Raw genomic sequence first — 15,824 nt, forward strand, 5'->3', positions numbered from 1 at the left:
GAGACAGGGAAAAGTTTCCTCCTGACTCCTGACTTCTGACTTTCCCTCTGACTCTTTTTATAGTGGTGGTAAGGCCGCCGGCCCCCAGACTCCATCTGCATCTCTGATTTTATCGCGCATCGGGTCGCAGTCGCGAGATTTGCTGTCGAGACGGTTCCGGGTTCTGCACTGCTGAAAGAAGATTTCGGCTACTAAACTGCGCGGCAGTTGGTCGGGTTTTGCTAAGGCTGCCTCGAAGTTTTTGCGGGCTTCCTCAAGTAAGGTTTTGTTGCTGTCTTTTCCCTGGGATTGGGAAAACAAGATTTGTGCTTTTAGATAGAGAACTTCTGGATTGTTGGGCGTTTCTGCTAGGGATTTGTTGGCAAACTCTAAAGCGCGATCGTACTTTTTCAAGTCTCGATAGCCTACTGCCATGCCGCGATAAGCTAAGTAGCGGGGAGAGGCTTTTTGTTCGAGTCTTTGAATTGCTTCGTTGGGGTTGGAAAAGGGCAGGTTTGTGGCTAGCATTAAGTCCATGTAGCCTTTGATCAGGTTTAGTTCTGGGTCGTTGGGCGCTATTTTGTCGGCGGCCTCTAGGTATTGAAATACTACTCGCAATTTACTCAAAGCTTGGGGTGCGCCTTTGGCTGTTCCTTCTTTGGCTATAATGTTCGCCCCTTCTAGAAAGTGACCGGCTGCTGTGTAAATATTGCCGCGCAAGGGATTAGTTTTAGTCAAGTTTTCGCCGACTTCGCGGGTTTTTTGCGCGTAGGAATTCATCGAGTTGAAGTCTTTTTCGATGTAGGATAGGGATGCGGCCATCGCATAGGCTAGCGGCTCGTTTGGTTCGGCTGATAGTGCTTGTTGAACTTGAGTTTTTGCTTGTTTGTAGTTTCCTTGCTGAAACATTGTTTTGAAAGCGGTTTCGGTGTTGGGCCCGATCGCCTGCGGGTTGCTGCTGCGAAAGGGATCGCCCGCTACTGCTGAGTTAATGCAGATGCTGAGGGCGATCGCTCCTGCACAGGCGATCGCCCGCACTGTCTGTTTAGAACTTAACATTTGCTTGCCCACCGATGCTAAAGGGTTTTTCGTCATCGTCAATTCTCTCAATGGAATATACTGTAAACTAGAAACAAGAGAGTTAAATTCTCAGACTATCGGGCCGCGGTCAAAAAAAGAGTGAAATTTGCTTGATTTTTTCTAGCTGTTGCGGTATATTTTAATAATGGGAGTGTGACTTTCAGTATATAGACGCACAGATTTCCATTATTAAAATATACCATCAAAAAACTCAAAAAGCAAACACCAATCCTGAAAAAAAAAGAAAATTTTTGTTAAGATTTATGTAAAATAATTGTGGGCTAGCGGCCCCAACCAAAAACAGCCTTAACTATCAATAGCACAACCCGAAGTTCCCCGATCCAACAATAACTATTTTTCTGAGTGTTAACTGTAGACTGTTGAGTGTTAACAACTGCCAACTACCAACTGCCAACTACCAACTGCCAACTACCAACTGCCAACTAACAACTGCCGTTAATGCTTTATCTAAAAAACTTAGTATATCATCCTACCGCCTGTCCGAATCCTATTCTGAAAAATATTAACTTAGAACTGCCATCGCAGCAAATGGGGCTGATTGTGGGTCGCAGCGGTTCAGGCAAAAGTACGCTATTAGAAATATTAGCAGGTTTAGCCGAAAAAACTAGCGGCGACATCCGTTGGCGGGAACAAGAATTAACACCAGAACACTTGCAACAGTTAGGAGGGTTAGTATTCCAGTTTCCAGAAAGGCATTTTTGCGGAGGCACAATTTTAGAAGAATTGCGGTTGGGGCATCCTGAATTGGGACAAGAACAAATTAACTCAGCAATGGCAGAAGTGGGGCTCGGACATTTGCCGCTGCGCGCTTCCCCCCACGCTTTAAGCGGCGGACAACAGCGCAGGGTAGCCCTGGCGGTGCAGCTAATTCGGCAGCCGCATTTGCTACTTTTGGACGAACCGACGGCGGGTTTGGATTGGTCGATGCGGCGGCAGTTGGTAAGCTTGTTGAGTAAGTTGAAAAGTCACTGGACTTTGTTGATTGTTACTCACGATGCTAGCGATTTGTTGAGTGTAGCCGATAAATTTTGGACTCTAAACCACGGGGATTTGCAGGAGGTCGATCGGGCTAAATTAGAAGCTAAGGAAACAAGTTGCGTTTGATTTTTATGGCGTTTCCAATGGTTTCCCGGCGAATAGAATTCGCGTCTAAATCAATTGGCAGCGAATAAAATTCGCGTCTACACAAACAAAGTCCGCCTGCGCGGACTGAAGAAATTATCGGCGAATAAAATTCGCGACTACACAAACAAAGTCCGCCTGCGCGGACTCAAAGAAAAGAGTGGAAATAGAATCTGATGAATGAGATTAAAATGTCTGTGTTGCCCCAGATGAACGAGTTGTGGCAAAAAACGCTGAATTGGCAGCCGGATGAGTCGCAGCAACAACAATTTCAGCGGCTTTACGAGTTAATTGTCGAGGGAAATCGCTCCTTGAATTTAACTCGAATTACTGAGCCGATGGAGTTTTGGGAAAAACATTTGTGGGATTCTCTGCGGGGAATTGCGAGACTGCTGCCAGCTAATCACAATTCGGCGGAAAATCCAGAATTGGCCGCCGAGTCGGTGCAGAAAGCGATCGATATCGGGACAGGAGGGGGTTTTCCTGGTCTGCCAATTGCGATCGCCCTGCCGCAACTATCAGTTACTTTGCTCGATTCTACACGCAAAAAAATTACTTTTTTGGAAACAGTTGTGCCGTCTTTAGGGATAGAAAATGCGGCGACTTTGTTGGGCAGAGCCGATGAAATTGCCAGAGCGCCACAGCACAAACAAGCTTACGATTTAGCCGTTCTCCGAGCAGTGGGAGCCGCTCCTCTCTGCGCTAAATGCGCGCTGCCTCTGCTGAAAAATGGCGGTTTGGCTGTACTTTACCGTGGAAATTGGACGGTGGAGGAAGAGACGGAGTTGCAAAGGGCGATCGAGCATTTGGGTGGCACAGTTGAGTCAGTAGAAGCATTCACAACGCCGACGAGTCAGGGTGCGCGGCACTGCGTTTACTTGCGGAAAGTTGTACAGCAGTTCGAGCTTCCCCTGCGCTAGTAGGGACACGGCACAGCCCGTTAGTGTCAACTTAATGTCAAAAGTAGTATTAGTATACCGTCTACCGATTAGGTCCCGATCCCCCCTAACCCCCCTTAATAAGGGGGGGACAAGAAATATTCTCAAAGTCAACCCCTACTCCCCTTGTTAAGGGGGATTTAGGGGGATCGAGACTGGGCTAAAAGCGAGATTTCTCAGGGGTTTCAGTCTTAAGTTGACACGAAGAAGGGCACGGCGCCGTCTGCTTTATTTCATCTAATTGAAAACTACCCGATCGCCTTTTCGTAGCGCTGGTTAATTTCCGCCCAATTAACCACATTCCACCAGGCTTTCAAATAGTCGCCGCGCAAGTTTTGGTACTTGAGATAATAAGCGTGTTCCCAAACATCGTTGCCCATAATTGGATAATTTCCCTGCATGAAAGGAGTGTCTTGATTGGGAGTAGTTGCAATCTCAAGTTTGCCGGCTTTTGTGCGGACTAGCCAAACCCAACCACTGCCAAAACGCTTTGTACCTGCATCATTGAATTTTTCTTTAAAAGCGTCAAAACTGCCGAAAGTTTGCTTAATTGCTGTGGCAATTTCCCCTGTGGGTTCGCCACCACCATTGGGACTCATGATTTTCCAATACATATTGTGATTTAAGTGTGCGCCGCCGTTATTGCGAACAGCCGTGCGAATATCTTCCGGCACTTTACTCAAGTCTCGCAGCATATTTTCCGCACTCACGTTTTTTAGTTGCGGGTATTTGCTGATAGCCTCGTTGAGGTTTTTAATGTAAGCGGCGTGGTGTTTGTCGTGGTGAAATTGCATTGTCCGCGCATCGATGTGCGGTTCTAAAGCATTGTATTCGTAGGGCAGAGGTGGCAGTGTAAAAGGCCCCGGAGTTTGGGCTATTTTTGGGCTTTCTGCAGTTGGACTTGGTTGCGTTAAATTATTCCCTGATGCTTGGCAAGCACCTCCGGTAATAGCTCCGACGCTGGCAGTCAGCAAATACAAGAAATCTCGGCGTTTGAGAGTCATAAAAAGTACCTAAGTGAATTATTAACTGTTTTATCTCAGATTGAAGCAAAATGGGAGTGAGTTGAGAAAAAAAGTTGTATCGCCCGAATGGATGAGACGGATGGGCGATGGTTGTGAGAGTTTCTCAAGTCTACGCTAATGGTGTGTGCGTAAGTAAATCTCGCGTGCTCCGGCTAACCAACCCGGTTTCTCTGTCGAAACCGGGTTTTTTTGCGATTATTCTTGGGACAAACGCTGGATGGCTTCGCCTCCAAAAAGCCGATCGGCTGCTTGGAGAATACCGGGAATTTTAGCAGCGTGGGGACTGTGGGCTAGGCAGCGGCGCAAGTCTAATTCATCGAGGCGATGGCGTTCCGCCCCGCAAGCTACGGCTTTTTGGCCGGGGAACCAGTGGCCCGCATTACCTAAAAGGTTGTAGCGCATCTTGCAATAGTCGATCGTATCGTAAGCCTGCGCCAAATTCCACAGCCACAGAATCACATAAATATTAATACCTCCGGGAGTATTTTCGATAGTTGGTAAACCGACGTGCCAAGTCTTAAACCAATCTTCTCCTAATTTATCAATTGCTGCTTTTTCTAATTTTTCTAATATCGGAGGCAAAATTTCATCAGCTCTATCTAACAATTCTACAGCTTTCAGATGCTCGTTAAAATCTTCAGGTTTTGCTGCGCCCAAACTCAAAGTGTGTACTTGCGGATGCGACAAACAAAACAAATCATTAAACACCATCGGACTCAACGGAGAACACAAGTCTACCAATTTTTGCGGCGGGCTGTAAAGTTGACCGCCTTTGTCGGAAGGACTGATAATAAAAACGCCCATATCGTGACGTTTAGCAGCTTCAATAGCTGGCCAATTACTTTGATTGATGTAGTACCAGTGCAAGTTAAGATAATCAAATTGATTAGTTTCAATTGTTTTGACAATCACATCCGTCGGGCCGTGAGTGGAAAAACCAATAAACCTAACTTTCCCTTCTGCTTGCAACTTTCTCGCCACATCCATGCAGCCGCCCGGACGCATAGAATCCTCTAGCAATTCCCACGTATTAATGCCGTGCAGCGACAGTAAATCCACGTATTCTAGTTGCAAATAAGCTAAGGATTTATCAAAGTCTTCGCGGAAGTCTTGCGAGTTTGGTTTGGGGCTAACTTTCGTTTGCACTATCAACTTTTCGCGGGGAAATTTCGGGAAAATCCACCCCAGTTGCATTTCGGAAGTGCCGTAACCGCGAGCTGTTTCTATGTGATTTATGCCACATTCAATCGAGTAGCTAATCGTCGCTTCTAGATTTTGTTGATTGTCTGAGGGAATTTCATTGGCTGGCACGTCTTGCCATTTATACTGATATCTCATGCCACCGCAGGAAAAGACGGGCATGGATAATTCTGTGCGACCGAATCTGCGATATTGCATCATAAACAGTTGACAGTTGACAGTTGACAGTTGACAGTTGACAGTTGACAGTTGACAGATGAATCGCGTGGTTTTTAGGATGGAGATTTATAAACCACCCTAAAAATATTCCTCCGTCATACAGGAGTTTAAACCCCTGAATTTTGACAATCAAAGTCAAGGTAAGCCCAAGTGCATTTAAATTGTATAGTCAAATTTAAGAAAAGTCTTGTGGGGAGTAGGGGTTGGACCAGAAAGCCCGCCCTAAAAATACAATTTAGATGCCCTACAGCTTAACTCCCATATTGCAGCATTCTCCTGAACAGGCAAGATGCCTGTTCCACAAAGAGTTTTTGACCGCCAGTGGGCAGTTTTGACTATTTAGAAATCTCCCGTACTACGGGTTTTCCGTCTTGGATTTCCCCGACTAAAACCAAATCGGTACAGTCTACAAACAAACCATTTTCTAACACACCGGGAATGTTATTCAAGCTTTTTTCCATTTCTCCGGGGTTGGCAATGTCATCAAATTTGACATCTATTACCATATTACCTTGATCGGTAATTACGGGGCCTGCTTTTTTCACACCCATGCGGAGTTCGGGTTGGCCACCCAATTTTTCAATGGCGCGCATCACTGGTGTTAATGCCATCGGTATAACTTCGATGGGGACGCGAAAAGTCGAACCCAATTTATCTACGATTTTGGAACTGTCAACTACTACAATAAATTGAGTGGCGAGGTAATCGACTACTTTTTCGCGGGTGTGGGCTGCGCCGCCACCTTTAATTAAGTTGAGGTGGGGATCTACTTCATCAGCGCCGTCAATAGCCACATCAATTCTGTCAATTTCATCTAGTGTTGTCAGGGGTACTCCGTACTGTTTGGCTAACACTTCTGATTGAAAAGATGTCGGAACTCCTTTGATGTCTTTGAGTTGACCGGATTTTATGCGATCGCCCAACGCTTGAATAGTATAAGCTGTAGTTGACCCGGTGCCGAGTCCGACAATCATACCAGATTTTACGCGATCGGCTGCAGCAAAGCCGACTTGCTGTTTCATCAATTTTACGGGATCTTGTTCTGTGGTCATGTTCGGTACTCCTTAATAGTTTTAAGATTATACCATTTATTATGGATTTATTTAACCGCAGAGAGCGCAGAGAACGCAGAGAGGAAGAAGAAGAAGAGAGGGAACTCGCAAATTATTTCAAGTGGGAACTTCTCTCTTTTTTCTCTGCGCCCTCTGCGTCCTCTGCGGTTAAATAAAAAAAATCTAGTTCACAAATCGGTGGATAATTGCCACAATGAAAATCGGATTTCTCGATACCTACAGTTGGGATTACAATATTGAAACTCCTTACCGCGAACCTTTGGGCGGCACTCAGTCGGCTATTTGTTACTTAGCTGAGGCGTTGGCTGCACAGGGAAACGAGGTATTTTTGCTCAACAATACTTCCGAGTCTGGGATGTGGCGCGGCGTTGATTGCAGGCGCAGGGTGGGGGACAAATCTAATTTAGAATTGCTGCGATCGCTCGACTTTTTAGTTATAGTCAATATAGTTGGGAAAGCGCTGGAAATCAAGCCGCTTTTGGGGCATCGAACTAAGTTAATTTTGTGGATTCATAACGAACCGGGCTTTGTATTCCTCCAAGATTTCAATAATCAGCGAGAAATCAATGCTTGCGATGCCTTTGTATTTGTCAGCGACTGGCAACGCGAGCAATTTCATCGGCGCTTTGGGATTGACTCCAATCGCAGTTGTGTTTTAAGAAATGCGATCGCACCTTGTTTTGCTAACATTTTCGCCGATAATATTTCTATCCTCTCTCATAAATCTCGGCCACCCATTCTAGCTTACACCAGCACTCCATTTCGCGGACTCGATATTTTGTTAAAAGTCTTTCCCGAAATTCGTCAAGCTGTCCCCGGAACCAGATTAAAAGTATTTTCAAGCATGAAAGTACACCAAATAGACGACAATGATAACCAGCTTTTTTTCGGTCAACTTTACCGCCAGTGTCAGGAAACAGAAGGCGTGGAGTACGTCGGTTCCGTACCGCAACCCGAACTCGTCCGGCAACTGCGTTCAGTGGCGGTTTTAGCTTACCCGAATACCTATTTGGAAACCTCATCTATTGCCGTGATGGAGGCGATGGCCTGCGGTTGCCGGATTGTGACGAGTGAATTGGCAGCTTTGCCGGAAACAACTGCTGGATTTGCCCGTCTAGTTTCAATGTCAGGGGTGGAAAATTTTGCATCGATAACTAATTGGAAGCGGGCGGGCAACCCAGATTGGGAGGGATATACAAGGCGGTTTTTAGAGGCGATAGTCGGAGTTTTAAATGAGGGCACGGGTGCGGGCTGCGCCACTGCTGAAAATCATTTAAGACAGCAGGTAGAATATATAAATCAAGGGTGTACTTGGTCTGTGCGTTCCCGAAAGTGGGTAGAATGGCTGAATAGTATTAGTGTAAAACCTGTAAGAGTGGCAGAGCAAATGATCGGGAATTCTTTAGTAGGTTTAGAGGCAGTGAGAGATTATTTTCAAAAGGGAAATTGGCGGAAAGATCAGGGTGATCTCGGTGGCGCTATCGAGAATTATCAGAAAGCTTTAGAGTTTAATCCAGGAGATGCAGAAGTTCATAAAAAGTTGGCGGAAGTTTATGTTTTGCAAGGAGAATTTGAAAAGGCGATCGCCTCTTGTAATGTCGCTCTTCAATTTCAACCCACTTTTGCTCCTGCTTACTTGACAATGGGCAATGCCCTGCACAGTCAAAACAAACTGGAAATGGCCATTCAAGCTTACTTGCAAGCTTTAAAAATTCAGCCGGAATTTGCTGAAGCCAGCGCGAATCTCGGCAGTATGTATTACAAGTTAGGGCAATTGGAAGAGGCTGCCAGTTATTACCAAAAAGCTCTGGTAATTAATCCTCAATTGTCTTCGGTCAATATGATGCTGGGCAGCGTTTTGCAGCAGCAAGAAAAGTTAGATGCAGCAATTACTTGCTATCAAAAAGTGCTGCAACTGCAACCGGGAGATGCCACCGCTGCGGAGAAATTATCGAGTTTAATCGCACAAAAAGAGCTGACCGCTACTGACAGCAACTTTATCGAATTAGAAACAGAATCAGGGGAAGCGCAACCAGTATCTGTCAACAAAGATGAAGGCTACGGCTTGCAGCCTTCGAGTATCAATTTGCCGGCAGCGCCCACCACTGAGACTTTAAATACTCCGTTTACCAACCCCGCTGAACTTTCCGAAGAAGTTACCTCGCTCAATGTTCCAGATAGCGGACAAGTTGCCAATTTTGAAGAAGTAGAACCGTACAATAAACTCGCCGAAAAGTTTTTAGTTCAAGGTAAAATTAAAGAGGCGATCGCAGCTTGTCAGCAGGCGCTAAAAATTCGACCGGATTTCATCTACGCTTACGTCACTTTAGGCAATGCCTTGCAAGCAGGAGGCAAAACAGAAGCTGCAATTCGATCGTATTCTCAAGCCCTAGAATTGCAGCCAAATTTTGCGGAAGTTCGCGCCAATATCGGCAGTATGTATTTCAAAATGGGGCGTTTGGAAGAAGCGATCGCCCATTACCAGCAAGCCATTGCCCTGAGTCCCGATTTAGCGGGAGCTCACTGGAATTTAGGGAAAGTATATCACCAACACGGCAACATCGAAGCAGCGATCGCCTGTTTTAAAAGAACCTCCGAACTCAACCCGCAGCTAGTCGGTGCAGACTTCCACTTTAACTTAGGTAATCGACTTTTGGGCCAAGGAAAGCGCGACGAAGCCATCGAATGCTACGAAAAAGCGCTCGCCATTAAACCGGATTGGGCCGAAGCTTACGGTAACATCGGCAGCGCGCGATCGCAACAAGGAAATCTCGACTCCGCCATCGCTTACTATCAGAAAGCTGTAGCTTTAAAGCCACATTTAGAAGTTTTGCACTTCAATATAGCCAACTCTTTTTTACAGCAAAACAAGTACGATGAAGCGATTACTAATTATCAAAACACTCTGAAAGTTAAGCCAGACTGGCCGGAAGTTCACGCTAACCTCGGCAATTGTTTTTCCATGCAGGGGCGGCTCGAAGAAGCTCTAGCCAGCTATCAGCAAGCTTTGGCATTAAAACCGAATTGGGCAGAGGTTTACTGCCGGATGGGACACATTCAAAAACAAGATAAGCCGTTGGAGGCGATCGCCAATTTTGAAAAGGCGATCGAATGCAACCCCAAATTTAGCGAAGCCTACCAACAACTGTGCGACTTGCTAAGCCATTCTACCAACCTCGCCGGAGCCCGCAGCGTAGCCGACAAATACTGCGAAAACTGCGGCGAAAATGCCCCAGTCATGTCAGCTACAGCCTACGTCTTTTCCTACCTGCAATCAGGTGTCAGCAAACAGGCAATTCAGAAACTCGAAGAAATTGAAAAACTATGCTACGAAAAGGTCGAAACCTTTAGCGGAATCGAACTAAAACTGCTCTACGAAATCTTCCTGTTTGCAGTTTCTCACCTGCGAGACAACCGCGAAAAAAATGCCAGTTTCTACAGACTCATTGCCAAAGAATACTACCAAAAAGCCGTTCCTAAGCGCCAGGAAATTAACAGAAGCAACCTAGCAAAATACCAAACAAAAGAACAGCGTCCTTTAAAAATAGGCTTCCTTTCCAAACACTTCCGCCGCCACTCAGTAGGCTGGTGCAGCGAAGCTTTAATTCGCGAATTAAGCCACATCACCCCCCACGTTCACCTTTACGTCACCGGGAAACTCCACCGAGATGAGGTTACGCAGCGGTTTGAAGACATGGCGGGCAAGTTTTACTGGCCTAAAAAATATCCAAACGGCTTTGCTGATGGCGGTGAAATCTTCGCCGAAGTAGCGCAAGACAACTTGGATGTTTTGATAGACTTAGACTCGATGACAGTCCCAACAAATGTCGAAGTGCTGTATCAATATCCTGCGGGAATTTGCGTTTCTTGGCTGGGATTTGACGCACCCTACATTTCAGATAACCACTACTTTCTGTGCGACGAACACACTCACCCCCCTGGTGTTGAAAAAAATTACTTAGAACAGTTAGTAAGATTGCCTGCCGGTTCGGTAGCAATTGGCGCACTGCAAAGCATTCCTGTGAATCGAGAGGCGATTAGAAACGCTCTGGGAATTGGCTTAGATCAAATGACTTATCTGTGCGTTGCGCCAGGGAGAAAAACCAATCCAGAAATGGTACGAGCTCAAGTTACAATTCTGAAGGAAGTACCAGATAGTGTGTTAATCCGCAAAGGTCAAGGCGACCCCGACGTTATTCACAGCACTTACCGCCAAGAATGCGAAATTCAGGGAGTAGATTTTGGTCGGATTAAGTTTATAGGGCAAACCAGAAGTGAGGAAGAACACCGGGCTATTTATTATGTAGCCGACGTGCTTTTAGATTCCTATCCTTACAACGGCGGGACTCACAATTTAGAGGCTTTGTGGGCGAATTTGCCAGTGGTAACTCGATCCGGCGACCAATATCTTTCGCGCATGGGCTACGCTTTTCTGAAAAGTGCAAATCTTGATGTTGGTGCGGCGTGGAGTTGGGAGGAATACACGCAGTGGGGAGTTAAGTTTGGTCGCGATGCTGGTTTCAGAAATGCGGTGAAAGAGCATTTAGTAAAATCTAAGCAGCCAGAGCATCTCGCACCTTTGTGGAATCCTAAAAAGTTGGCTGAGGATATGTATAAGGTGTTTCAAAAACTGTTAGCTAAATAGGGGGGGAATTGGGAATTGGGCATCGGGCATCGGGCATCGGCCAAACAGGGGATTGCGAATTGCTGCTATGGCAATCCCTCATCAGTGTGTGAACTCCCTTCTTTCTCCCTTCTCTTGCTCTGTGCCCTCTGTGCCCTCTGCGGTTCAATAAAAAAAGAGAGATCAGGTAGAGAAACGTGGTTTTTGGATATTTGTACGCTACTCACCGTAAAGTTTTGTAAAAAAAGCCGTGAAAATGCGTAAAAAATCCGCGCCGAGTCTGATAGATAAATAGCTGATTCATAGTACCGCGATCGCACTAACTTTATGCCAGTTAGGGCGATCACTTTTTTAGTAATACCAGTTTCAAACAAGAATGCAACTGTAGACAAGCTCCCAACCAGCAGCTTCATCAGTAATTCCCAAATCTAAAATCTAAAATAACCTGACTACTCACTAATCACTAATAGCGACTCGATCGCGCCCGCCAGACTTAGCCCGATACAGTGCCTTATCTGCAGCTTCAATCAACATTTTCGGGGAATTTTGACCTTCAGAAATCGTCGCCACCCCCAAGCTGAGAGTCACACTATCGCTGACAACAGACTTGATGTGGGGAATAGCCAAGGCTTTGACGCGGCTGCGGATTCCCTCAGCAACAGCCTGTGCAGCCACGATATCCGTATTTGGCAAAATTACCCCAAATTCCTCGCCGCCGTACCTAGCAGCCAAATAAAGGCGTTCTGCGGGTGCGTTTGTGCAAGCATCCCCGATCGCCCGCGCCACTTGCTGCAAACAAGCATCCCCGGCTTGGTGGCCGTAATTGTCGTTGTAAAGTTTAAAACAGTCAATGTCGCACAGAATCAAAGATAGCGGTTCCCAAGAGCTCGACTGTTCCCATTCTCGATTGATCACCTCGTCAAAACGGCGGCGGTTAGCTAGTTGAGTCAGACTGTCCAAATTCGCCAACCCGTCCAACCGCTGGTTGGCCGCAGCTAACTGCTGGTAAAGTAAAGATTGTTCGATCGCGATCGCCACTTGAGTCCCCAACTGACTCAGCAAATCCACATCAAACTGCTGCCACTGGCGGGGTGACGAACAGTGGTGGGCAATCAGCAAACCCCACAACTTCGGCACTTGACAAGAACTGTTACCTTCCCTAGGTTCTATTCCCTGTTGGACAATGGGCACTACCAAATTAGCCTTCACCTGACAAGTCTCCAAAAAATTAAGATGACACTCGCTCAAATTAGAAGCATGAATATCCTCTATGGCGCGAATGCGGCCCTTTAAATACTGTCCGATGTAAGTATTGGCAAAACAGCAATCCTCAATTCCCATCCCCTTGAGTGGCATCCATCCTTCTGCAACCGACTCCACCACCACATCTCCGTTCCAGTCGGGTCGGAAGCGGAAAACCAGCACGCGATCGGTTGCCAAAAACTCCCGCACTTCCGCTACTGTAGTGTTGAGAATATCTTGGAGATCCAGAGAAGAACGGATGCGCGATTGAATCTGTGCGATCAGGCGTTCCCGTTCTATTTGTTGCCGCAGCGCGACTTGGGCTTGCTTACTTTGAGTAATGTCCCGGCCTTCCGGCAGCAACAAGACTATTTTGCCAGTTTCATCCGCGACCGGTTTGAGAGAAAAATCAACAGTTGCCGTCCGATTTACACCTTGAACTTCCACTTCATAGCGGACAAATTCACCTTTTGCCGATCGAGAAATCGCCTCTTGCAACTGTTGGCGAACTTCCTGAGAATCTCCCCACCAAGGCAACAGCCAAAACGGTTTATTGGCAACATCCCGTAGCTTAATTCCCGCAAAATCCAGAGAAGTTTGGTTAGCTTCCAGCAGAGTACCGTCCGGTTTCAATAAGCTGACAAATTGGAAAGAAGAATCAAAAATTGCCCGAAAGCGCCTTTGAGAATCTCCCAACATAGCCGTCACCTTTTCGCGAGAGGTAATATCGCGGAAGCGCCACACCCTGCCAATAATATTTTGTCCGACTCTAATTGGCTGCGTATAGCGCTCAAAAGTGCGGCCGTCTTTAAATTCTAGAATATCGCAACCTTCCGACTCCGCATCACTATAAAATTCTTTAACTCTCTGCAAAAAAGCCCTCGGATCTTTAACTTGCTTAGTGAGGAATGCCAGCCGCACAGTTCTATCCATTGAGTTTCTAACTTCTTCATAAATTCCCCACATTTGGACTAACTTTTCGTTATAACTAATCATTTCTCCGGCGGTAGTAACGGCGAGAATGCCGTCTGCAGTTGCTTCTAAGGTAGCGTGCAGCAGAGACCGCGATCGCTCTAATTCTGCTGCGGTCAATTTGCGTTCCGTGAGGTCTCGGACTGCTTTCACCTGTACTAAACGACCTTCCCAAAATACGAATTTGCTGCGAACGTCAGCAGGAAAAGCAGTTCCATCTCGCTTGAGAAAAATAGTTTCACAGACTGTATTGCTGGCTGCTGAAATCATTTGCGACGCCTGTTTGTATGATTTGGGCGACAGTAGTTCCAGCAAGCTCATTCCCGCCATTTCCGCAGGTTCGTAACCGAAAAGTTGGGCAAAATTGCTGCTGACGCTCAAAATTGTGTCGCGGTCAGCCACGGCAACTGCTTCAAAATAAGCTTCGCATTCGAGCAAGCGCGCTGCTGGCTGGCTGCTGCCATTTTCGCCGACCGAATAGCTGTTGTTAATTAACTGTTGCAATTGCGTATTTGCCGAGTACAAAGCGGTCATGGCTTGCCTGTACATAGCAGTACGTTTCTCGACTTTTTGTGCGAGGCGATCGCGATATTCTCGCAGTTCTTTTTCGACTCTAATTAAATCAGTAATATCTACTGCAAACACGATTACGCCAGCGACTTTACCTGTTTCATCGCGGTAAGGTATTTTATCTGTCCGCACCCAGCATTTTTGACCCGATGCTGTTGGTAATAGTTCGACTTGCCCCTGTTTGGGAACGCCAGAATTGATTACTTCCAAATCTTCTAAATAATATTGCTCTGCTTCGTCAGGATATATTTCATAAAAAGATTTACCTTCTAATTGAGCAGCAGGCAAACCTCTTGATGCAGCGGCGGCTTGATTAATTCGCAGCAGGCGACTTTCGGTATCTTTGAGCCAAATCATCGCCGGCACGGAATCAAAAATAATTTGCTGTTCTTGTTGCTGCAGGCGTAGTTCGGCTTCTGCTTGTTTTCTTTTAATTATTTCTTTTTGCAGTTTTTGGTTAGCTTTTTTGAGTTCAGCCGTGCGTCTTTCTACTCTTTCTTCTAGTTGATCGTAGTATTGGGCCAGCAAGTTTTGCTGCTGTTCGTGTCGCATTGCTTCTAATTTTAACTTTTCGCTAGCTGACAAACTGGAGGATACAAAATCTGCTAATATTTGCGTAAATTCGTGTTCTTCTTCCGTCCAATCACCGTCGGAACCCTGGCGTTCGGCGCTGACTATTCCCAACCTTTGACCTGCTAGCACAATCGGTACGCTTAACAGGGAAGTCGTACCCCGATCGAGCAAATAAAGACTGACAAGTTCTCGCGTTCTCGGGTCATTTTCTGCTGCCACTGTTGCGATCGCACTGGCAGATTTTAAAGCTTGAAAATATGCCGGACAGTCGGCTGCTGTGATGATGATTTGTACGGAATGGAGTTTAGTATTTTGTTCGTAAAGGTCGATGCAGTGAAGCTGCGTTTTGTCTTCGCCATACAGCCAAATACTGGCTCGATCGCAGTTGACAATACTAACAGCGGTTTCTGTTACTTCCCGGATGAAGCCTTCTATATTGTGGCGTTCTTTAAGTTGACTTTTGGCTAATTTTGCGATCGCTAAAGTTGGACTGCGCCAATTTGCTCTCTGGTTGGGCGACCTGGGTGACTGCGAAGCAGCCTTAATTTCTTCGCAAACTAACAGTATAGCCGGCCGTTGGAAATTCGCCATTGAACGACCATTAGTATTTTCCTCTATTTTCCAATCTACCGTCGGCATTGGGCGCGCGGTTGCTTTTACTCTAATAATCTTGCCGTCTTTGCAAGTCAAGCAGCCTTCCCAATAGGCAATTTTTGGAGTGGGCGTACCGTTTTCCGGCTGGGCCAATCCGGCAAATTCTGCCTGCATTTTGCCTTGCTCTTGGCAGTAAAATATGTTAAAAATTGAATGACAAATTAATTCCTGCGATTTGTAGGCAAGGCGAGACGCGCCGAATTGATTGAGCGAAAAAACTCTTCCCAAAGCGTCTAGAACGAAGTAAATGCCCGGAAAATTCTCGTAGAGAGTTCCATACCAATCTTGTTCGACTTGTTGGCTGCACGAAAGTTTGGCTGTCGCGAAGTCGCCGTCGGTGTCGAGCAAGTGAGAATAGTTGGTTTCGGGGTTGCTTGAATTACTTTTTTTAGCAAACACTTTTAGCTTAACTCGACTGTAATTAATTTTACTTTCTGGAATTTAACTTTTTTGTGAAACTAAATTAAACCTGTTGTTTGAAAAAAGTTACAACTTGTAACAAAATTACCACTTGTCCAGCACCCTGATTTTC

Annotated in this window: 8 protein-coding genes; 3 read left to right on the top strand and 5 right to left on the bottom strand. The window is 46.1% G+C overall.

Annotated features, from left to right (window positions below; all coding sequences use genetic code 11):
* Positions 1–57 precede the first annotated feature (57 nt).
* On the bottom strand, positions 58–1,074 hold the full coding sequence (locus QUA00_RS20245) for a Sll0314/Alr1548 family TPR repeat-containing protein (RefSeq protein WP_333410927.1): 1,017 nt from the start codon (positions 1,072–1,074) through the stop codon (positions 58–60).
* Positions 1,075–1,518: 444 nt separating this feature from the next.
* On the opposite strand from QUA00_RS20245, the gene QUA00_RS20250 reads away from it, so the two are divergent.
* Both QUA00_RS20250 and rsmG read left to right on the top strand, forming a co-directional pair.
* Entirely contained in the window at positions 1,519–2,184 is a 666-nt protein-coding gene (locus tag QUA00_RS20250) for an energy-coupling factor ABC transporter ATP-binding protein (protein WP_333245338.1), read from the top strand.
* A gap of 194 nt (positions 2,185–2,378) precedes the next feature.
* Positions 2,379–3,122, top strand: coding sequence for a 16S rRNA (guanine(527)-N(7))-methyltransferase RsmG (gene rsmG / locus QUA00_RS20255; protein ID WP_333410928.1), 744 nt, complete (start codon positions 2,379–2,381; stop codon positions 3,120–3,122).
* A 266-nt stretch (positions 3,123–3,388) separates the two neighbouring features.
* Here rsmG and QUA00_RS20260 read toward each other — a convergent pair whose 3' ends face one another.
* The 3 genes from QUA00_RS20260 to rpiA form a co-directional block, all read right to left on the bottom strand.
* On the bottom strand, positions 3,389–4,144 hold the full coding sequence (locus QUA00_RS20260) for a Fe-Mn family superoxide dismutase (protein ID WP_333140310.1): 756 nt from the start codon (positions 4,142–4,144) through the stop codon (positions 3,389–3,391).
* 216 nt (positions 4,145–4,360) lie between these two features.
* Entirely contained in the window at positions 4,361–5,566 is a 1,206-nt protein-coding gene (locus QUA00_RS20265; protein ID WP_333410929.1) for an aldo/keto reductase, read from the bottom strand.
* 353 nt (positions 5,567–5,919) lie between these two features.
* Positions 5,920–6,636, bottom strand: a complete 717-nt coding sequence (rpiA, locus tag QUA00_RS20270; RefSeq protein WP_333140306.1) for a ribose-5-phosphate isomerase RpiA — start codon at positions 6,634–6,636, stop codon at positions 5,920–5,922.
* 214 nt (positions 6,637–6,850) lie between these two features.
* Between rpiA and QUA00_RS20275 the strand changes: the two genes are divergently transcribed.
* Positions 6,851–11,302, top strand: a complete 4,452-nt coding sequence (locus QUA00_RS20275; RefSeq protein WP_333410930.1) for a tetratricopeptide repeat protein — start codon at positions 6,851–6,853, stop codon at positions 11,300–11,302.
* Between the two features lie 435 nt (positions 11,303–11,737).
* Here the strand turns inward: QUA00_RS20275 and QUA00_RS20280 are convergent, their stop codons facing one another.
* Positions 11,738–15,691, bottom strand: coding sequence for a PAS domain S-box protein (locus QUA00_RS20280; protein WP_333410931.1), 3,954 nt, complete (start codon positions 15,689–15,691; stop codon positions 11,738–11,740).
* Between the last annotated feature and the right edge of the window lie 133 nt (positions 15,692–15,824).

It is taken from the genome of Microcoleus sp. T2B6 (genome assembly GCF_036700475.1).
Lineage (GTDB): Bacteria > Cyanobacteriota > Cyanobacteriia > Cyanobacteriales > Microcoleaceae > Microcoleus.